The sequence below is a fragment of the Maribacter sp. X9 genome, from assembly GCF_048537565.1.
GTDB lineage: Bacteria > Bacteroidota > Bacteroidia > Flavobacteriales > Flavobacteriaceae > Maribacter.
Genome location: NZ_CP183215.1, coordinates 1,588,916 through 1,608,017 on the forward strand (window position 1 = coordinate 1,588,916; position 19,102 = coordinate 1,608,017).

Here is a 19,102-nt window from a genome sequence, read left to right on the forward strand (position 1 = left end):
TTTTGCACCTTCACGAAAATATGATTTAATCTATGGATTTTAAATCATTGTTGATATTTGAGGATAAGTTTATCATTGGGACCCACTAAAGATTTTAAGAAAAAGGACGTATGAGGAAATTAAGAAATGAGGAGCTTGATAGAATAGATGTAGAAGCGTTTAAGCAAGCTGGTAAAACTCCTATTATTATTGTGTTGGACAATATTCGAAGCTTGAACAATATTGGTTCGGTATTTAGGACGGCCGATGCCTTTTTGGTCGAAAAAATTTATTTGTGCGGTATTACGGCGCAGCCCCCGCATAAGGATATCCATAAAACGGCTTTGGGCGCTACGGACAGTGTGGATTGGGAATATGTAGAGAATACGATTGATTTGGTAGAAAGATTAAAGGCTGAAGGTGGTCACATCATTTCTGTTGAACAGGCGGAAAATGCCACACTGCTGAATTCATATACCCTTGACAAGAGCAAAAAGCAGGTGCTTATTTTTGGGAATGAAGTAAAGGGAGTTGTTCAGAATGTGGTTTCTAATAGCGATGAGGTATTGGAAATTCCCCAATTTGGAACAAAGCATTCCTTGAATATTGCCGTTAGCGTGGGGATTGTGGTGTGGGATTGTTGGAGTAAATTAAACGCATAAAAAAACCTGATCGTTAAATCAGGTTTTGAGTATAGTTTGAGTTAGTTAGTTGCGTTTATGCAGGCACAATAAAGCAAATCCTTTTCATTTATGCAAGAAATAGAGTGAATATCTATTTATCTAAAATGAAAGGGCAAAGTCTTCAATGCGGGTCAGCACCGTTTCATAATCGTTATCGACCCTTACGAAATCTATATCGCTTACATTTATAACTAATTGGTTTTCTTTAGGGTAAGTTCGTAGAAAATCAAAATATCCACGATTTATTTTCTCTAAATAAGAGAGTTCGATAGTTTGTTCGTAGTCCCTTCCACGCTGTTTTATTTGTTGTAGTAAACGCTCTGTAGTTTGATATAGATAGACGTATATTTTTGGTTTCTTGACCTCCTTGTACATAAAATTGAACAATTTACGGTACAGATCAAATTCGTTCTGTTGTAAAGTCACCTTGGCAAAAATGAGCGATTTGTAAATATCGTAATCGCTCACCATAAAACTTTTAAAAAGATCCAGTTGACTGGTGTCTTCGGTAAACTGTTGATAGCGATCTGCTAAAAAGGACATTTCCAAAGGAAAGGCATATCGGGCCTTGTCTTCATAAAAACTGGGGAGAAAAGGGTTTTCTGCGAATCTTTCAAGGATCAGTTTAGCATTGAAGTCTTCAGCTATTTTGGTTGCTAACGTAGTTTTTCCGGCGCCAATGTTTCCTTCAATGGCCAAATACTCTAAGCTTGCGAACAGTGAATGTCGATTTTTGAACAGTTGTATGTTCATTTTTTCTATGACACTTTTATCTTTACATTCTTGTAAAAGGTTTCTCGTGTCCTTGTTCAGGATAGGATGGTAGAACTGTGGCAAAATATCCGCTAAGGGTTTTAAGATGAATTTACGGTCCTGCATCCTGGGGTGGGGTACCGTTAACCGTTCTGTTGCAATGATTTCTTTTTCGTAGTAAATGATATCAATGTCCAATGTCCTGCTTTGGTAACCTTGGAGTTCGCCTCTCTTTCTGCCGTAATCAGCCTCTATCGCTAAAATTGTAGTTAATAATTCTTCGGGAGTCAATAAGGTTTGGATCTCTATACAGGCATTTAAAAAATCTTCGGCTTCAAAACCCCAAGCGGGGGTTTCGTAAAGGGCAGATATTTGTTTAATCTCACCGGCTTTTTTACCGATTTCGAAAATAGCTTTTTGTAAAAGGAATCGCCGGTTCCCTAGATTACTCCCAATGGATAAAAACGCTGATTTGTACACTCCCATAATATTGGAACAAAATAAACAAAACATATTCACTTTGGTTATCTTTGTCGACTATTTAAAAGAAAGAATTGCATGAATTTTTTAAGAAATTTGTTAGCATCCATTTTAGGTTCCTTATTTGCTTTTGGAATCGTTTTTGTCATGTTTTTTATTTTTATCAGTCTGGTTGGAGGTAGTGAAGATACAGTTAGTGTAAAGGATAATTCTATACTTGAACTTCAGTTGAAGCGGCCTATTTCAGATTATGTGGGCACCAATGAGCTTGATCCGTTTTCCGGAATTTTTGAGCAGTCCCAAGGATTAGATGAGATAATTCAGGCAATTGAGGTAGCTAAAACCGATGATCGTATTAAAGGCATCAGTATCAATAATAATTTCATTATGGCAGGGCTCGCACAGACTCAAGCGATAAGACAAGCCTTGCAAGATTTTAAATCTGACGGAAAGTTTATTTATACGTATGCAGATTTTTATATGCAACGTGATTATTATTTGGCAAGTGTGGCAGATTCTGTGTTCCTGAACCCGGTAGGTGCGTTAGATTTTAAGGGTTTGTCTACAGAAGTACTTTACTTGAAGGAATTACAGGAAAAGTCCGGAGTAAAAATGGAAGTCATACGTCACGGTAAATATAAAAGCGCGGTTGAGCCCTATCTGCAAGATTCCATGAGTGAAGCCAATAGAACCCAATTGTCCGAATTATTGGGGTCTTTATGGTCGGCGATGGTTGACGAAATTGCAGGGAACCGTGGGATATCGGACGAAAATTTAAATATCATTGCGGATACCCTGGGGGGAAGAACGCCAGAATACGCCAAACACACTAGACTTATAGACGATGTTGTTTTCTATGATCAATATGAATCTAAATTGGCGAGCCGATTAAAACTTGACGAAAACACTGATATTGATTACATTACTTTAGAAGACTATGTGACATATTCGAATAAGAAAACGTTAAAATCGGGTGATGGTAAAATTGCCGTGGTATTCGCCCAAGGTGAAATTTTCTATGGGGAAGGCGGTCCTGATGTTATTGGCCAAGGAATCATAAACGAAGCCTTGATCAATGCGCGTGAAGATGACAAGGTAAAGGCGATCGTGCTTAGGGTAAACTCACCTGGCGGTAGTGCGCTGACTTCCGATATTATCTGGAGGGAAGTGGAACTCACTAAAAAAATAAAGCCTGTTGTAGTTTCTATGGGTAATGTGGCCGCTTCGGGTGGATATTATATTGCGGCCGGAGCCAATAAAATCTTTGCAGAGCCAACCACAATAACGGGTTCTATCGGTGTTTTTGGCGCTGTTCCCAATATGAGTGAACTTGCCGATAACATAGGTGTAAATGCAGAACAGGTTGGGACGAATAAAAATTCTATTGAGTATTCGTTGTTTGAGCCGATACAGGATAGCTTTAAAGATCAGGTTCAAGAAAGTATAGAAGATACCTATCAAACCTTTTTAAAACGTGTTTCCGAAGGCCGTAATATGACCATGGCACAAGTGGACAGTGTTGCTCAAGGCAGGGTATGGAGCGGTTCCGAAGCACTGAACATCGGTTTGGTAGATGAGTTGGGTAATTTAGACGATGCGATCGCAAGTGCCGCTGAAATGGCTGATTTGGACACGTATGGAGTAAAGAAATTCCCTAAATATAAAAGTGGTTTCGAACGCTTTATGGAGGATTTGGAAGGAGCTTCGGTCAAAATCAAAAACAATTTGGTCAAAGCAGAGATTGGTGATGAAGCTTTTCGAATTTTAGAGGAAGTTAAAGCCTTTCAAGAACGAAAGGGCATACAGGCGAGAATGCCCTTTGCTCTTGATATCAAATAACGAATGACAGTAAAGGATAAGAAACTGGCACAACGTATTTACTTGTATTTGGGAGCGCTGTTCATAACTTCTTTGGTTGTTTCTAATCTTATTTTTCAAAAATTTTTTTATTGGAACCCTTTCGGCGAATTCACTGTTTTCGGAGTTTCCTTGTTTGAGGTTTCCGTTGGCATTTTGCCTTATCCCATTACCTTTTTGATTACGGATCTCATTTCTGAAATTTATGGAAGAAAAATGGCCAATCAAATCGTAACGGCCGGCATATTCGCTTCCCTATTTTCAATGGGTATTATTTTGGTGGCTGAAGCTGCTCCGGCTATTCCTTCCTCGCCAATAGGAGATAAAACATTTACACAAGTCTTTGCCTTATCGCCAATAGCCGTTTTGGCATCGATGATCGCCTACTTATTGGCCCAATATGTCGATGTAGCGATTTACCACTTTTGGAAAAAAGTCACGAAAGGTAAGTATTTGTGGTTGCGAAATAATTTCTCCACATTTCTTTCACAGTTTTTGGATACGTTTACGGTGGTGGGTCTACTATGCGTTTTTGAGGTGTTGCCATGGGAATTGTTCTTTGGTCTGGTAGTAAGCGGATTTATTTTTAAGATTTTTATAGCATTTTTCGACACCCCTTTCCTGTATTTATTCGTATATATATTAAGAAAGCGTTTTAATCTAAAGCCAAATGAAGAATTGGAGTTGGATAGCGTAGTGGAATAGGATAAATTAACACAGAAGTTAAAATAGTTTTATGGGTAAGAAGATATTAAAAATTGTCGGAGTCGTTTTAGGGTTGATTATAGTGATTTTAATTGCTGCTCCCTTTTTTTTGGAAGCTAAAATTGGGGATATTGTTAAAAACAATGTCAATAAGAACGTAAATGCTACCCTAGATTTTTCGGAAGCGGATTTAAGTCTTTTCAGTAATTTTCCGAATGCCGAAGTACAGTTTAAAGATGTTGTGCTGATCAATAAAGCTCCTTTTGAAGGAGATACGTTGTTTAAGGCGAATGAATTAGGCCTTACCATGGGGATTATGGAATTGTTCAAGAGCGCGGGAGAGCCAATCGGTATTAAAAACTTTAATCTAGAAGGTGCATTTTTAAATGTAGTTGTAGATAAAGATGAAAATGCCAATTACGATATTGCTTTAGAAAGTGAAACCTCTACTCCCACTGAATCGACGAGCTCCGATGGCTTCACCTTAGACCTTCAGTCTTACGAGATTTCAAATTCAATAGTGCATTATACCGACAAGTCTACCGGAATTACTTTGATGGTAGATGATATACAGCATACAGGTACTGGGGACCTATCTTTGGCGACTTCAGAATTGGATACCCATACTGATGCCTTGGTTTCTTTGGAAATGGATAGTGTCAACTATCTGAATAGAAATAAAGTGAAACTAGATGCTCTGATAGGGATAGATCTAAATCAGAATAAATATTCCTTTTTAAAGAACGAAGCCCTTGTTAACCAATTGCCCTTGGTTTTTGATGGTTTTGTAATCGTGAACGAAAACAATCAAGAGGTAGACCTCACCTTTAAAACACCTTCATCAGATTTTAAAAACTTTTTAGGAGTCATACCAGAAACCTACTCCAAGAATATTCAAGATGTCACTACTACGGGTGACTTTACTTTGAACGGAAATTTTAACGGTATTGTTGATGATACCCATATACCTAAGTTTAATATAGAAGTAAAATCTGATAACGCATCGTTTAAATATCCTGATTTACCCAAAGCGGTGCGTAATGTGTTCTTGGATATTGTAATCAATAATACGACCGGAGTCACTGAAGATACATATGTTGACATCAATAAGGCTTCTTTTATGATTGATGAAGATAAGTTCAATCTTACTTCCAAGATTACCGAACTTATGGGGAATACAAAGGTAAATGCACATGTCGCTGGTACCATGCATCTGGCCAATATTTCCCAAGCCTATCCTGTTCCTGCAGGGTACGATTTAAAAGGCCTGCTTAAGGCCGATGTAACCACTGCCTTTGACATGGCTTCCGTCGAGAAAAAACAATATGAAAAGACGAATACAATAGGAAGTTTAAGTGTGGACAATTTCGAATATAACTCTTCCGATCTTGCAAATCCTGTAAAATTTACTACAGCTCGCTTGACGTTCAACCCGAAAACAGTGACCCTAAATAGCTTGAACGGAACAACCGGTAAAACTGATTTTAATGCTACTGGAACAATCAATAACCTTCTCGGGTTTATGTTCAACGATGAAAAGGTGGAAGGTAATTTTAATTTAAAATCGAACACTTTTGCCCTTAATGATTTTATGTCGGCAGATACGACCTCCGAATCTCCATCTCCAGTGAAGTCCACCGAAAGTACTGTGGCAACTTCTTCTGCGGATAAAATAAAAATACCTTCATTTTTAGACGCCACCATCAATGCTTCGGCTAAACAGGTTCTTTATGATGATATCGTTTTGAATGACGTAAACGGAGTTTTAAAAATTAAGGACGAGACGGCCACTTTGAGCAATATGACATCTGGCTTATTTGGAGGTAAAATGGCCTTTAACGGAGAAGTTTCTACAAAGAATGAGATTCCAACCTTTAAAATGAAGTTGGATTTGAATCAATTGGGTATTGCAGAAACGTTTAAATCTTTGGAATTGTTCAAAACTTTAGCACCAATTGCCCAAATTTTAAAAGGTAAGTTGAATTCAGATATTTCACTTTCCGGTAATTTGAATGACGAATTATTACCCAATTTACTATCGCTAAGCGGTGACCTTTTTGCAGATGTAAAAACAGATGAAATCAATACGGAATCTGCACCTTTACTGACAGCGCTTTTTACCAAACTCGATTTCTTGGATTTAAAACAATTAAATCTAAAGGATTTAAAAACATCCTTATCCTTTAAGGATGGTGTGGTTGCGGTAAAACCGTTTACCATTACTTATAAAGACATTGCAATCAATGTCGACGGTAGTCACACCTTTGATCAAAAATTGAATTACAAGGCTACTTTGCAAGTACCTGCCAAGTATTTAGGTTCTGAAATCAACAAATTAATTGCCCGTATCGATGATACGGCATTAGAGAATTTAACGATACCTGTAATTGCGAATATTGGAGGTATGTATAACAGTCCACAAGTAACCACAGATTTAACTTCTGGTGTTAAACAGTTGACCACAAAATTGGTGGAAATTGAAAAACAGAAGTTGATCGATAAGGGAACCGATAAGGCAAAGGATTTGATAGGAGGTATATTGAACGGTAATAAAGATAAAACAGATTCCACAAGCACCGGAAGCACCACTAAAGAGGATGCTAGAGATATTCTAGGAGGAATTCTAGGGGCCAAAAAGCCCGCTGATTCTACTACGGTTAAAAAGGATTCTGTCCCTGTTAAAACGGATGAGGATATTGTAAAAGAGAAAGCAAAGGATATCCTAGGAGGGTTCTTGAATAAAAAGAAAAAGAAGGATACCGTTAATTAACGGTAATGCCAACATAGTAACCTTCGCTTCCGCGTACATTGAAAACGGTATTGTCTTCAAAAATGAGATACTGACCTTTAATGCCTTTGAGTTTACCTTCATACGAAGGGGTTTTATCCAAATTAAGGCTTTTTACTTTTTGTGGATAGTTTAGTACAGGGAAATGAAGTTGGGTTTCGTTCTTATTTTCCAAATAATAAGGCAAGACCTCTTCTGGGATGTATTGTTTGAGTTTTTCACGCCATTCCTGTAAATTCTCATCCACCACGGTATTGGTCAACATAGTGCGCCAATTGGTTTTATCTCCGACATGGTCCTTTAAAGCGACCTCGGTAATGCCGGCCAAGTATCTATTAGGTACTTCTACGATCTCAATGCCTTCGTGAGCCCCTTGGTCTATCCATCTTGTTGGTATTTGCCCTTTTCTAGTTACCCCTACCTTTACATTGCTCGAATTGGCCAAATACACGATATGTGGTTGTAATTGTACTTTCTTTTCATAGGCTAAATCACGATCTTCTTGGTCAAGGTGCGCAGTGCTCAATTCTGGACGCATAATCCAATCTCCAGCGGAGGGTATTTCGAAGAAACAGGTTTTGCAGAACCCTTGTCTATAAATGGGTCGATCATTGCCACAATTGAGACATTGGTATTTTATAAAGTCTATTTTTAGGTTTTTATCAAGAACTTGGTTTACATTTAAGAAATCGGAATCAAAAAGCATGTAGTATTGAATAGGATCGCCTAGTTCAGTTTGCATTTTTTTGAGTACTCCTTCATATTGCATAATAAGAATTGTTATTGAATGTTCAATTTGAAAATGAATCGTAGATACACTATTTTTAGCAACACAAAGATACCTATAAATGCCAATTCCTTTATTTAATTCTATTGCCTCTTGGTTGTTAAAGAAGCGATTTCATCAGATTGAACTTTTTTTAAAGTATCCAGAAGAGGTTCAAGAGGAGGTTCTATTGCAGTTACTTGAATTTGCAGAGGATACTGAGGTAGGAAGAAAATATGACTTTGATTCTATAGAACGCTATACTGATTTTAGGGAGCGGTTACCCATTGTTTCCTATGAGGAGATTGAGTCTGTCATTGAGCGTACCCGTAAAGGGGAACAAAACCTATTTTGGCCCACTAAAGTAAAGTTATTTGCCAAAAGCAGTGGCACTACTAATGCCAAGAGTAAGTTCATTCCTGTAAGCGGTGAGGCTCTTGAAGATTGTCATTATAAATCAAGTAAGGACTTATTATGCCTTTATTTGAACAACAATGAAAACTCACAATTGTTTACGGGTAAAAGTCTACGTTTGGGCGGCAGCAAAGAATTGTATGAGGATAACGGATCTTTCTTCGGTGATCTTTCCGCGATTTTAATAGACAATATGCCTATGTGGGCAGAATATAGCAGTACGCCCAGTAATAAGGTTTCCTTGATGAGTGAATGGGAATTCAAACTCATGGCCATTATTCAGGAAAGTGTAACGGAGAATGTTACAAGCCTCGCAGGAGTACCTTCTTGGATGTTGGTGCTCTTAAATAAAGTTTTAAAGGAAACCGGCAAGGATAGTATTTTTCAAGTATGGGAAAACTTAGAGGTTTATTTTCATGGCGGGGTCAGTTTTAATCCATATAGGGAACAGTACGAGAAATTGTTGCCGAGTACTGATTTCAGGTATTATGAAATCTATAATGCCTCTGAAGGTTTTTTTGCTATACAGGATAGGAATGATGCCGATGATCTTTTACTAATGTTAGATTACGGGATTTTCTACGAATTCATTCCTATGGATGTTTATGGTAAAGCAATGGAGCAAGCAATTCCTTTGTGGGAAATAGAACTGGGAAAAAACTATGCGATAATTATCACTACAAATTCAGGATTGTGGCGTTATAAGATTGGCGATACGGTTCGCTTCACTTCTAAGAGCCCTTATCGAATTAAAGTGACAGGCCGAACCAAACATCATATTAATGTTTTTGGTGAGGAACTGATTATAGAAAATGCAGAGGAAGCTTTGCGAATGGTATGTTTGGAAACAGGGGCAGAAATAAAGGACTATACAGCCGGACCGATATTTATGGTCGAAGATGAAAAGGGTGCTCACGAATGGATTATTGAATTCAGGACCCTGCCAAAAGATTTAGATATTTTTGTTGAAATATTTGACCGTTCGTTGAAATCACTTAATTCCGATTACGAAGCTAAACGGTATAACAATATTACCCTGAATAGTCCAAAAGTACATGTTGCCCGTAGAGACCTTTTCTATGATTGGTTGAAGGCAAACGATAAGCTAGGAGGCCAACATAAGATACCCAGATTATCCAATAAAAGGGATTATCTAGAGGAGCTTTTACAAATGAACCGTTGATCTGCTCAAATCATACCTAATTTTGACCTAATTACAATAATTCTCAATTTTCGTCGGTGGATTGCCATAAATTTGCCTAGATTATATACTAATGTTCTTTTAAGTTATCGGGTACTTTTCATTTTTAAAAGTGTTAAAAAAGGGACTACACCGATTATTTTCAGCGCGTAAACAATTAAATGAGATAGTATGAAGCTAAAAATTCATCTTGCTCTACGAAAACTTAACCGAACAACAAAAAGTCTATTATTATGGCAGAGAAATTAGTGATTGTTTCAGATATGTGGGGAGCTAAAAAAGGATTATGGATCACCTCATATTTAGGATATCTTCAACAGTATTTCGATATTACTTTTTACGACAGTCAACAATTGGCTAATTTAGATATCATTGTTCAATCGGAAGAAAATGTTCATAGTGCTTTTATTAATGGTGGTATAGATACCGCTGTTTCGCATTTATTGAAAAAGGAAAAAGAAGAATGTTATTACCTTGCTTTTAGTACAGGAGGTACCATTGTTTGGGAAGCGGCCAAGAGAGGGCTTCCGGTAAAATCTTTATATAGTATATCTGCGACAAGAATTCGCCTAAAGAATGAAAAACCTAACGTTCCTTTTCAATTGCTATATGGAAACAACGATACGTTCAAGCCCTCGAATGATTGGACAAATAGTTTAGGAATTGACATGGAAGTCGTCGCTAATTACGGTCATACCTTATATTCCGATGAAAAAATAATTCAAAAGGTGTGTTTGGATCTTTTACAGGAAGTAACGCAAATAGCACCGGCCATTAAGAAAGTGGTTTAGTAAAAAATAACATTGCGAAACAAAAAAAGCGTGGAACTATCCACGCTTTTTTATTGATTATTTCTGTAATACTATTAAGAAACAGCCTTTAGTTTCTTAATAGTATCATACGATAACATTTCTTCAGCATACGGTTTAGTGACCTTGAATTTTGTGTCACCTGTGCTTGGCATTTCGAACATGGCGTCGGTGAATATTGCTTCGCAAAGCGAGCGCAATCCTCTTGCTCCTAGTTTATATTCAATAGCTTTATCCACAATATAATCCAAGGCCTGTTCTGTTATGGTAAACGTAATGTTATCCATCGCAAAGAGCTTTTCATATTGCTTGATAATGGCATTTTTGGGCTCCGTTAAAATGGCACGTAGTGTCTCTTTGTCCAATGGATTCATATGTGTTAATACCGGAAGTCTCCCTATTATTTCAGGAATAAGTCCAAACTCCTTTAAATCCCTTGGAATAATATACTGAAGCAAGTTTGAATTGTCCAAAAATTTATCGGCCTTCGAGGCACTATATCCCACCGCTTGCATGTTCAATCGTTTTGTAATGGCACGTTCGATGCCATCAAAAGCGCCACCCGCAATAAAAAGAATATTTTCGGTATTTACTTCAATGAATTTTTGATCTGGATGTTTTCTTCCTCCTTTTGGTGGAACGTTTACAGTGGTTCCTTCCAATAATTTTAAAAGTCCTTGTTGTACACCTTCCCCTGATACATCTCTAGTGATGGATGGATTATCACTTTTACGGGCAATTTTATCTATCTCATCAATAAAAACAATACCTCTTTCCGCTTTTTCAAGGTTGTAGTCCGCCGCCTGCAGCAGACGTGTCAGGATACTTTCAACATCTTCACCCACGTAGCCAGCCTCTGTTAATACCGTAGCATCAACAATGGCCAATGGCACATTAAGTAATTTCGCAATGGTTTTGGCCATAAGGGTTTTGCCAGTGCCGGTTTGCCCCACCATGATGATATTACTTTTCTGAATCTCTACCTCATCTTCTTTTGAGGAGGGTTGTAATAGTCTTTTGTAGTGGTTATAAACAGCTACCGACATTACCTTCTTAGTGCGTTCTTGACCAATAATGAACGTGTCTAAGAATTCCTTTATTTCTTGTGGCTTTTTTAAGACCAGTTCGGATGAAAGATCGTTGGTCTTTGTTTGTTTCGATTCTTCCGCTACAATACCGTGGGCCTGCTCGATACAACGATCACAAATATGTGCATCAAGACCTGCGATCAACAGATTGGTTTCTGGCTTTTTTCTACCGCAGAATGAACACTCTAAATTTTCCTTTGCCATTATCTAAATTCTCTATGCTATTCCTTTAAACGAATCAATTTCATTTTTGGTTTAAAAATCACTCTTTAATTTGGTTCAATTGGTCGGATTTAATCTTTGTCCCTAACCAATATTTCATCGATCATACCGTATTTTAAGGCTTCATCTGCCTTCATCCAATAGTCGCGATCACTATCGTCACGTACTTTTTCAATATCTTGACCTGAGTGTTGCGCTATGATTTGATATAGTTCCTCTTTTAATTTCAAGATTTCCCTTGCCGTGATTTCTATGTCACTGGCTTGCCCTTGTGCACCGCCCATAGGTTGGTGAATCATCACGCGCGAATGTTGCAATCCACTGCGTTTTCCTTTTTCGCCGGCACATAGCAGTACCGCACCCATTGAGGCGGCCATACCTGTGCATATTGTCGCAACATCTGGACTAATGAATTGCATGGTGTCGTAGATGCCCAAGCCGGCATAAACACTTCCACCAGGTGAATTGATGTATATCTGAATATCTTTTGATGCATCAACACTCGCCAAAAATAATAATTGGGCTTGAACAATGTTCGCTACCTGGTCATTAATTCCCGTACCCATGAATATGATACGATCCATCATCAATCTTGAATATACGTCCATGGCTATTACGTTCATCGATCTTTCTTCAATAATGTTAGGCGTCATGTTCACTGGGTACATGCTGCTCATTATCTTATCGTAATAGGTGCTACTGATGCCTTGGTCGTTTATAGCGAAATTCTTGAATTCTTTTCCGTAGTCCATAAATTGAATGTCTATTTTTTAGAGTAAAAAAAGGTGCCGAAAATTTTATTTCCGGCACCGTAAAGATACTTAATTTATTGTTCGAATCTTATCCGTAAACTTCTTTCACAAAGTTTTCGTAAGTTACTTCCTTAGCTTTTAGGTTCGCTTTTTCCTTGTAAAGGTTCAATAATTTTTGACTCATTAATTGTTCTGAAAGTCTTTTTACCTCTTCTTGGTTGCCAAGAACACGGGCGGCAATGTTATCCAATTCCTCTTCCTTTGGATCCATTTGACCGAATTGTGCCATTTGTGAACGTATGAAGCCTTTGGCAAATTCTTTTAATTCCTCAAACTGAACCTGTAGTTCGTTATCACGAATTATTTTACCTTCTATAAGCTGATAGCGTAAACCTTTTTCAGATTTTTCATACTCTTCGCTGGCTTGTTCTTCGGATAATGGTTCCTCTCCTGTCATTTGGATCCATTTGGTCAAGAAACTTGCCGGCAGTTCGAATTTTGTATTTTCAATAAAATATTCGGTTACGTCGTTGAGTAATTTTTGATCCGATTGTTGCTCGAATTGTTTCTCTGAATCTTCCTTGATACGTTCCTTTAATTCTTCTTCAGACTTTATTTTATCGGGTCCAAAAAGTTTATCGAACAATTCTTGGTTTAATTCTGCAGCTTCCCTTTCATTAATTTCATTAATGGTAAAGGTGATTTCGGTATCAAGTGTTTCCGCTTTTTTCTTATCTATTCCCAATAGGCTTGAAAGTAAATAGTCTTCTTTAAAAAGATCCTTTGTTTTTAAAGTAATGACGTCTCCAACTTTTTTGCCGGTTAGGGCTTCAATGGCTTTTTTGTTTTTCAACGTATCCATTTCTAGCGTGCCTTTGTTGTCAATTTCCTCAGATTCATTAACGAATGTACCGGTAACCTCGTCATTCACGCCCACACTATCTTTACTGATAAGCTTTCCATATTGTTTTTGAATACGCTCAATCTGCTCATCTACCATTTTTTCGTCAGCAACGATTTTGTACTGGGTAATGGCTTTTTTCGTTTTTAACGGAACCTCGAAATCTGGAGCCAGACCTAGCTCGAATTCAAAGGACAATTCTTCTTGGTCCCAATCAAAATTATCCTGTTGTTTAGGAAGTGGATTCCCAAGAACATCTAATTTTTCTTCTGTAAGGTATTTGTTAAGGTTGTCTTGTAGCAATTTGTTTACCTCATCTACCAATACCGCTTTGCCGTATTGCTTTTTGATAAGGCCCATAGGTACCTGTCCTTTTCTGAAACCAGGTATGTTGGCTTGCTTTTTATAATCCTTTAAAATAGTATCTACCTTATCTTGGTAGTCTTCTTTGGTGATAGCAACTTTAACTACTGCATTTAAATCGTCTATCTGCTCTTTTGTAATATTCATTCCTTAAAATCTATTTGCATGTATAAAATGGGAGGCAAAAATACTATATTTTATAAAGTCCACCAATTTTTTTAAAGTATTGAATTTCAAATCAAAAGCGACTATGATTCGTTCTCTTTTAACAGTGAAAAAAAGATGGATTGTAAAAAGGATAACAAGAGGCTAAAAATCAATGCCCACCATATATTGCCCACCGCAAAACCATCGATAAGTTTATCTGCTAATAAAATAATTATGGCATTTATGATCAGGAGAAAAAGACCTAGGGTGATTATTGTGACCGGAAGCGTCAAGATAACCAGAATAGGTTTCACTAAAATATTCAATAAACTTAGTACAATCGCAACAATTACCGCGGTCATGAACGAGTCTACAGATACATTAGGTAGTATATGAGCTAAAATGACCACTGCGACAGCACTCAAAAGTATTCTTAATAATAGTTTCATAGGAATGTTTTAAAAAGTTAAAGGATATTACTCGGATTATAAATTTAAAAATAAGTATTCAAAATTCTTTCAACTAGTCTTTATTGAAAAAGACTATCGATTTTTCAAAGAATTGTTTAGGATTCTCGGCATGGAGCCAATGCCCTGCATTTTCGATTGTCTCTATAGTTGCATGGGGAAAATGCCTCTTAATTTCTTCGGTGTCATTTTTAGTTACGTATTCTGAACGGTCACCTCTTAGGAAAAGGGTTGGGCCCGAATAGCGTTCTGTGCTATTGATATTTTCCCCGATCTCTTCCATTTTTTGACCCAATACTTCTAGGTTAAAGCGAAAGTCTAATTTTTTATCGTCGGTTCGGTATAGGTTTTTTAATAGGAACTGCCGTGTTCCAAAATCCGATATATATTTTTTCAGCTGATCATCGGCGTCTTTTCTAGAGGCTAAATTTTTAACTTGAATCGCGTTAAGGCCATCGATGATAGTTTGATGGTGTGGAGGATAGAATTTTGGAGCAATATCGGCGATCAGTAATTTTTTGGTCCGTTCTGGGTAGGAGCAGGCAAACTGCATCGCGGCCTTGCCGCCCATAGAGTGACCGATCAGATAAGTTGATTCAATTGCATGGAAGTCCAAATATCTTTTTAGGTCATCGGCAAGAAGGTCATAGTTGAAATCAGAAGAATGAAAACTTTTACCATGGTTGCGTTGGTCGATAAGGTGAACGCAGAATCCGTTTTCGGCGTAAGAAGTGCCCAAGGTTTTCCAATTATCCAGCATGCCCAAAAAACCATGCAGAATGCAAAGGGGTTTACCTTCTCCTAATATTACCGAATGTAAGATTTGCTTCATTTTAGTTTGTGTAAATACATGTTAACAACGTTGTCCAAACCTAAATATAGGGCTTCGCAGATGAGTGCATGACCAATGGAAACCTCAAGTAAGTTTGGAATCTGTTTTCCGAAATATTGAATATTTTCTAGACTTAGATCATGTCCCGCATTAATACCCATACCTATTTCGTTGGCTGTTTCTGCCGCTTTAATGAAAGGTTGTATCGCTCTTGCCTTATTTTGAATGAATTCTCTGGCATAACTTTCCGTATACAATTCAATACGTTCTGTGCCAGTATCTTTGGCTCCCATTACCATCTTGGGGTCGGGATCTACGAAAATTGAAGTTCGAATACCGGCTTGTTTGAACGTTTTGATGACTTCAGATAGAAAATCTTTATGTTTTATAGTGTCCCATCCGGCATTAGAGGTTATGGCATCAACCGAGTCGGGTACCAGGGTAACCTGTTCGGGTTTTATTTCTAAGACTAGATCAATGAATTTCTGTACTGGATTACCTTCGATATTGAATTCGGTTTTTACTATATTTTTTAAATCTCGTGCATCTTGATAACGAATGTGCCGTTCATCGGGTCTTGGGTGTATGGTTATTCCTTGCGCTCCAAAATCTTCTAAATCCTTTGCGACCTTTAATAAATCTGGAACATTACCTCCGCGCGCATTCCTAAGAGTGGCTATTTTGTTAATGTTAACGCTAAGTTTTGTCATAATGTCGGTTTTACTTGTAAGAGGTCCCAAAAATACAAATAAGGCACACCTTTTGATATTATTAATTGTTATTTTGCGTTATAAATAAGCCTATGCAAATTCAAGAACATATCATTACAACTATTCCGATTTTTAAAATCGAGGATACCTTTGAAAAAGTTTTAGAATTTTTTCAGGATACAACGTATTCCCATGTGGCTATAGCGGAAAATGGGAGATTTTTAGGCCTGTTTTCGGAAAATGACACGGATAATCTTCTGCCAGAAACTAAAATCGATGCCTTTCGATACGAACTTGAAAGTTTTTTTGTGCGAGCTGAAACTAATTGGCTCGATGTTTTAGAGGCTTTTGCCCGTAATGAAGCGAATCTATTGCCTATTTTAAATGAAAAAGAAGAAGTATTGGGCTATTACGATCTTACCGACATTGTTTCTGTTTTTATCGATACACCTTTTTTTACGGATCCAGGAAGTATTTTAGTGGTGGCGACCGGAATAAACGATTACTCTTTTAGTGAAATCGCACAGATCGTAGAGAGTAATAATGCCAAACTTATCGGCGGCTTTATTACCGATAACCAAAATGATATTATACAGGTGACCTTAAAGATAACAACAAGCAACTATGATAAAGTAGTGCAGACGTTTAGAAGATATAACTATCATATTCTTTTTGGGAATAGTGATGATTCGTTCTTGGAAGATCTTAAGAACAGGTCTGATTATTTGGATAAATACTTAAATGTCTAACTATGAAGGTTGCCATTTATGGACAGACTTATCAAGATAATGCCATTGAATACCTCATCGAGTTATTGGACGAGCTTGAAAAGGAAGCTGCCGAGGTAGTTATAGAAAAGGACTTTTATGAGTTGTACCATAAAGTTGAACCCTCAAATATATTCACTACGTTTACCTTGCATGAAGGGCTGGATGCCAGTTTTGATATGTTCGTTAGCTTTGGTGGTGATGGAACCATTTTAAGGGCCACAACTTTTGTGCGGAATTTAGGCATTCCAATTGTGGGTGTAAACACGGGGAGGTTGGGCTTTCTTTCTACTTTTAAAAAAGAGGATGTTAGAAAAGTGGTCAAGGAGTTCAAACAAGGGGCTTTCACCATAGTTGAACGCAGTTTGGTGCAATTGAATACAAAGATTTTAGATGTTGAGTTCGGGGATTTGAATTTTGCCTTGAACGAGATTACGGTAAGTAGAAAGGATACCACCTCGATGATTACTGTAGAAACCTATTTGAACGATGAGTACTTAACATCCTATTGGGCAGATGGCCTCATTATTTCTACGCCAACAGGGTCAACAGGATATTCGCTCAGTTGTGGCGGACCGGTAATTGTGCCTACCGCAAAATCGTTGGTTTTGACTCCCATAGCTCCCCATAACCTTAATGCCAGACCGTTGGTCATCTCTGATGAAACCGTAATCCGTTTAAAGGTTTCTGGGCGGGAAGAGAACCATTTGGTCTCTTTAGATTCTAGAATTGCCTCTTTAGAGAATGGCGAGGAAATAACCATCAGCAAGGCTCCGTTTGCTATTCGAATGATCGAATATACTTCTGAAAGTTTCCTGAAGACCCTTAGGAATAAATTATTATGGGGTGAGGATAGGCGAAATTGAGCCTAGTTTAAAACAATAAATGACCTTAATCGCTGTTTATTCATTGAGAACATAAGATTGGTTAAGAATCCTTTTTGTTAGTAGGGTTTTACGACCGGTCCAAAATATATTCTATGCGTTACATTACCTGTCTAGCTCTTTTAATTTCGCTTGCCGGCCTTCAGGCGCAAACCTATGAGGTAGGGATCTTCGCGGGTGGAGCCAATACTATAAGTGATGTAGGAAGAACCAATTATATATTGCCTTCTGATATCGCCTTTGGTGGATTGTTTAAATGGAATATAAGCAAAAGATATGCTTGGCGAGGAAGTTTAATGTACGGTCAATTTACGGCAGATGATTCGAAATCAAGTTCAACGGCGCGCCAACAAAGAGGATATGTGGTCGATAATTCCGTTTTAGAGGGTTCGGTGGGTTTGGAGTTTAATTTTGTGGAGTATAATCTACATCGGTTGGGACCAGCTTTTACGCCCTATTTGTATACCGGTATAACCTATTTTAGGTACAATTACGAGTATTTTAATGGAGGAATTCTAAAGGAAATTGATCAGACAGATGGGTCTTTTGCGATACCAATGACCGCTGGTTTTAAGTATCGTATCAATCAGTTTCTTATTTTTGGTGCAGAAATAGGTGCCAGGTATACGTTTACTGACAATTTGGATGCCAGTAATCCAGAAGGTTCAAATTTTGAGGAATTTCAATTTGGGAATATTTTTAGTGACGATTGGTATGTGTTTTCTGGGGTGACGTTAACCTATACCTTTGGTAGAAAACCCTGTAGAGATTGTTTTGAGTAAAAAAGAAATGGACAATTTAGAAGATATTGATAAACTTAATGTCCCCAAACATCTGGCCATCATCATGGACGGTAATGGTAGGTGGGCCAAAGAACGTGGCAAGCATAGGGTTTTTGGTCATGAGCATGGGGTGAAGACCGTTAGGATCGTAGTGGAGCAATGTGCGCAATTGGGTATCGATTTCCTTACCTTATATACTTTTTCGACCGAAAATTGGAACCGCCCAAAAGTGGAGGTGCAGACATTAATGCGATTATTGGTTTCTTCTTTGCGTAAAGAACTTAAGACTTTTAATAAAAACAACATCCGTTTAAATACGATTGGTAACATTACCGCATTGCCTTCTAAAGCGTACAAAGAATTGATCGAAGTAATGGACCAGACAAAGCAGAATACGGGGATGACCCTTACCTTGGCTTTGAGCTATGGCGCTCGTGAAGAGTTGCAATCTGCCATCAAAGCGATTAGTGCCAAAGTTAAAAATAATATAATTTCAATTGAAAATATTGACGAAACAATTATAAATAACCATCTTTACACGCATAATTTACCAGACGTAGACTTGCTTATCCGTACTAGTGGAGAACATCGGATTAGCAATTTTTTATTATGGCAGATAGCATACGCAGAGTTATATTTTATAGATGTGTACTGGCCCGATTTCAGAGAGCATCATTTGATTGGGGCTATTAAAAATTACCAGAACAGAGAACGAAGATTTGGAAAAACAAGCGAACAACTCACTTAAAGAT

At 37.7% G+C, this 19,102-nt stretch carries 18 protein-coding genes; 10 read left to right on the forward strand and 8 right to left on the reverse strand.

All coding sequences use genetic code 11. The features are described 5' to 3' along the window. Nucleotides 1-110 precede the first annotated feature (110 nt). Nucleotides 111-641 (forward strand): RNA methyltransferase, encoded by a 531-nt coding sequence (locus ACNR9Q_RS06640; RefSeq protein WP_419213825.1) that lies wholly within the window; start codon nt 111-113, stop codon nt 639-641. 120 nt (nt 642-761) lie between these two features. Here ACNR9Q_RS06640 and folK read toward each other — a convergent pair whose 3' ends face one another. Next, nucleotides 762-1,901, reverse strand: coding sequence for a 2-amino-4-hydroxy-6-hydroxymethyldihydropteridine diphosphokinase (folK, locus tag ACNR9Q_RS06645; RefSeq protein ID WP_419213826.1), 1,140 nt, complete (start codon nt 1,899-1,901; stop codon nt 762-764). Between the two features lie 72 nt (nt 1,902-1,973). Here folK and sppA point away from each other — a divergent pair, with 72 nt between their 5' ends. The 3 genes from sppA to ACNR9Q_RS06660 are packed head-to-tail and all read left to right on the forward strand — an operon-like array spanning nt 1,974 to nt 7,227. Next, the gene (gene sppA / locus ACNR9Q_RS06650) at nt 1,974-3,734 is read left to right on the forward strand and encodes a signal peptide peptidase SppA (RefSeq protein WP_419213827.1); all 1,761 of its coding nucleotides are present in this window, start codon (nt 1,974-1,976) and stop codon (nt 3,732-3,734) included. A 3-nt stretch (nt 3,735-3,737) separates the two neighbouring features. Further along, nucleotides 3,738-4,457, forward strand: a complete 720-nt coding sequence (locus tag ACNR9Q_RS06655; protein WP_419213828.1) for a queuosine precursor transporter — start codon at nt 3,738-3,740, stop codon at nt 4,455-4,457. A 31-nt stretch (nt 4,458-4,488) separates the two neighbouring features. Continuing rightward, entirely contained in the window at nt 4,489-7,227 is a 2,739-nt protein-coding gene (locus ACNR9Q_RS06660; RefSeq protein ID WP_419213829.1) for an AsmA-like C-terminal region-containing protein, read from the forward strand. On the opposite strand, the gene ACNR9Q_RS06665 is transcribed toward ACNR9Q_RS06660, so the two are convergent. After that, nucleotides 7,220-8,014 (reverse strand): DUF2797 domain-containing protein, encoded by a 795-nt coding sequence (locus ACNR9Q_RS06665; RefSeq protein ID WP_419213830.1) that lies wholly within the window; start codon nt 8,012-8,014, stop codon nt 7,220-7,222. The genes ACNR9Q_RS06660 and ACNR9Q_RS06665 overlap by 8 nt on opposite strands. A 79-nt stretch (nt 8,015-8,093) precedes the next feature. On the opposite strand from ACNR9Q_RS06665, the gene ACNR9Q_RS06670 reads away from it, so the two are divergent. Continuing rightward, complete coding sequence (locus ACNR9Q_RS06670) at nt 8,094-9,608, forward strand: GH3 auxin-responsive promoter family protein (protein WP_419213831.1); 1,515 nt, start codon at nt 8,094-8,096, stop codon at nt 9,606-9,608. Between the two features lie 251 nt (nt 9,609-9,859). Then, nucleotides 9,860-10,417 (forward strand): hypothetical protein, encoded by a 558-nt coding sequence (locus tag ACNR9Q_RS06675; protein WP_419213832.1) that lies wholly within the window; start codon nt 9,860-9,862, stop codon nt 10,415-10,417. 74 nt (nt 10,418-10,491) lie between these two features. On the opposite strand, the gene clpX is transcribed toward ACNR9Q_RS06675, so the two are convergent. The 6 genes from clpX to ACNR9Q_RS06705 all read right to left on the reverse strand — a co-directional run bounded on the left by clpX (nt 10,492) and on the right by ACNR9Q_RS06705 (nt 15,917). Then, nucleotides 10,492-11,727 (reverse strand): ATP-dependent Clp protease ATP-binding subunit ClpX, encoded by a 1,236-nt coding sequence (gene clpX / locus ACNR9Q_RS06680; protein ID WP_419213833.1) that lies wholly within the window; start codon nt 11,725-11,727, stop codon nt 10,492-10,494. Nucleotides 11,728-11,816: 89 nt separating this feature from the next. After that, entirely contained in the window at nt 11,817-12,497 is a 681-nt protein-coding gene (gene clpP / locus ACNR9Q_RS06685) for an ATP-dependent Clp endopeptidase proteolytic subunit ClpP (RefSeq protein WP_419213834.1), read from the reverse strand. Nucleotides 12,498-12,585: 88 nt separating this feature from the next. Then, nucleotides 12,586-13,908 (reverse strand): trigger factor, encoded by a 1,323-nt coding sequence (gene tig / locus ACNR9Q_RS06690; protein WP_419213835.1) that lies wholly within the window; start codon nt 13,906-13,908, stop codon nt 12,586-12,588. Nucleotides 13,909-14,009: 101 nt separating this feature from the next. Continuing rightward, entirely contained in the window at nt 14,010-14,357 is a 348-nt protein-coding gene (locus tag ACNR9Q_RS06695) for a phage holin family protein (RefSeq protein ID WP_419213836.1), read from the reverse strand. A gap of 73 nt (nt 14,358-14,430) precedes the next feature. Continuing rightward, on the reverse strand, nt 14,431-15,207 hold the full coding sequence (locus ACNR9Q_RS06700; RefSeq protein WP_419213837.1) for an alpha/beta fold hydrolase: 777 nt from the start codon (nt 15,205-15,207) through the stop codon (nt 14,431-14,433). Then, entirely contained in the window at nt 15,204-15,917 is a 714-nt protein-coding gene (locus tag ACNR9Q_RS06705; RefSeq protein WP_419213838.1) for a pyridoxine 5'-phosphate synthase, read from the reverse strand. The genes ACNR9Q_RS06700 and ACNR9Q_RS06705 overlap by 4 nt, the downstream gene beginning before the upstream one ends. A 92-nt stretch (nt 15,918-16,009) precedes the next feature. Between ACNR9Q_RS06705 and ACNR9Q_RS06710 the strand changes: the two genes are divergently transcribed. The 4 genes from ACNR9Q_RS06710 to ACNR9Q_RS06725 all read left to right on the forward strand — a co-directional run bounded on the left by ACNR9Q_RS06710 (nt 16,010) and on the right by ACNR9Q_RS06725 (nt 19,098). Further along, a complete protein-coding gene (locus ACNR9Q_RS06710) occupies nt 16,010-16,666 on the forward strand; it encodes a CBS domain-containing protein (protein WP_419213839.1) in 657 nt (218 codons plus the stop codon). 2 nt (nt 16,667-16,668) lie between these two features. After that, nucleotides 16,669-17,550, forward strand: a complete 882-nt coding sequence (locus ACNR9Q_RS06715; RefSeq protein ID WP_419213840.1) for an NAD kinase — start codon at nt 16,669-16,671, stop codon at nt 17,548-17,550. Between the two features lie 113 nt (nt 17,551-17,663). Continuing rightward, nucleotides 17,664-18,350: a DUF6089 family protein gene (locus tag ACNR9Q_RS06720; RefSeq protein WP_419213841.1), complete on the forward strand. Its 687-nt coding sequence runs from the start codon at nt 17,664-17,666 to the stop codon at nt 18,348-18,350. 7 nt (nt 18,351-18,357) lie between these two features. Then, entirely contained in the window at nt 18,358-19,098 is a 741-nt protein-coding gene (locus ACNR9Q_RS06725) for an isoprenyl transferase (protein ID WP_419213842.1), read from the forward strand. Nucleotides 19,099-19,102: the final 4 nt, after the last annotated feature.

Bases quoted from the DNA above. Each gene is read 5' to 3' on its own strand.
- tig (WP_419213835.1), bottom strand. From the start codon at position 13,908: ATGAATATTACAAAAGAGCAGATAGACGATTTAAATGCAGTAGTTAAA.
- ACNR9Q_RS06700 (WP_419213837.1), bottom strand. From the start codon at position 15,207: ATGAAGCAAATCTTACATTCGGTAATATTAGGAGAAGGTAAACCCCTT.
- ACNR9Q_RS06725 (WP_419213842.1), top strand. From the start codon at position 18,358: ATGGACAATTTAGAAGATATTGATAAACTTAATGTCCCCAAACATCTG.
- ACNR9Q_RS06670 (WP_419213831.1), top strand. From the start codon at position 8,094: ATGCCAATTCCTTTATTTAATTCTATTGCCTCTTGGTTGTTAAAGAAG.
- ACNR9Q_RS06695 (WP_419213836.1), bottom strand. From the start codon at position 14,357: ATGAAACTATTATTAAGAATACTTTTGAGTGCTGTCGCAGTGGTCATT.
- sppA (WP_419213827.1), top strand. From the start codon at position 1,974: ATGAATTTTTTAAGAAATTTGTTAGCATCCATTTTAGGTTCCTTATTT.
- ACNR9Q_RS06720 (WP_419213841.1), top strand. From the start codon at position 17,664: ATGCGTTACATTACCTGTCTAGCTCTTTTAATTTCGCTTGCCGGCCTT.
- ACNR9Q_RS06705 (WP_419213838.1), bottom strand. From the start codon at position 15,917: ATGACAAAACTTAGCGTTAACATTAACAAAATAGCCACTCTTAGGAAT.
- folK (WP_419213826.1), bottom strand. From the start codon at position 1,901: ATGGGAGTGTACAAATCAGCGTTTTTATCCATTGGGAGTAATCTAGGG.
- ACNR9Q_RS06660 (WP_419213829.1), top strand. From the start codon at position 4,489: ATGGGTAAGAAGATATTAAAAATTGTCGGAGTCGTTTTAGGGTTGATT.
- clpP (WP_419213834.1), bottom strand. From the start codon at position 12,497: ATGGACTACGGAAAAGAATTCAAGAATTTCGCTATAAACGACCAAGGC.
- ACNR9Q_RS06655 (WP_419213828.1), top strand. From the start codon at position 3,738: ATGACAGTAAAGGATAAGAAACTGGCACAACGTATTTACTTGTATTTG.
- ACNR9Q_RS06640 (WP_419213825.1), top strand. From the start codon at position 111: ATGAGGAAATTAAGAAATGAGGAGCTTGATAGAATAGATGTAGAAGCG.
- ACNR9Q_RS06710 (WP_419213839.1), top strand. From the start codon at position 16,010: ATGCAAATTCAAGAACATATCATTACAACTATTCCGATTTTTAAAATC.
- ACNR9Q_RS06675 (WP_419213832.1), top strand. From the start codon at position 9,860: ATGGCAGAGAAATTAGTGATTGTTTCAGATATGTGGGGAGCTAAAAAA.
- ACNR9Q_RS06665 (WP_419213830.1), bottom strand. From the start codon at position 8,014: ATGCAATATGAAGGAGTACTCAAAAAAATGCAAACTGAACTAGGCGAT.
- clpX (WP_419213833.1), bottom strand. From the start codon at position 11,727: ATGGCAAAGGAAAATTTAGAGTGTTCATTCTGCGGTAGAAAAAAGCCA.
- ACNR9Q_RS06715 (WP_419213840.1), top strand. From the start codon at position 16,669: ATGAAGGTTGCCATTTATGGACAGACTTATCAAGATAATGCCATTGAA.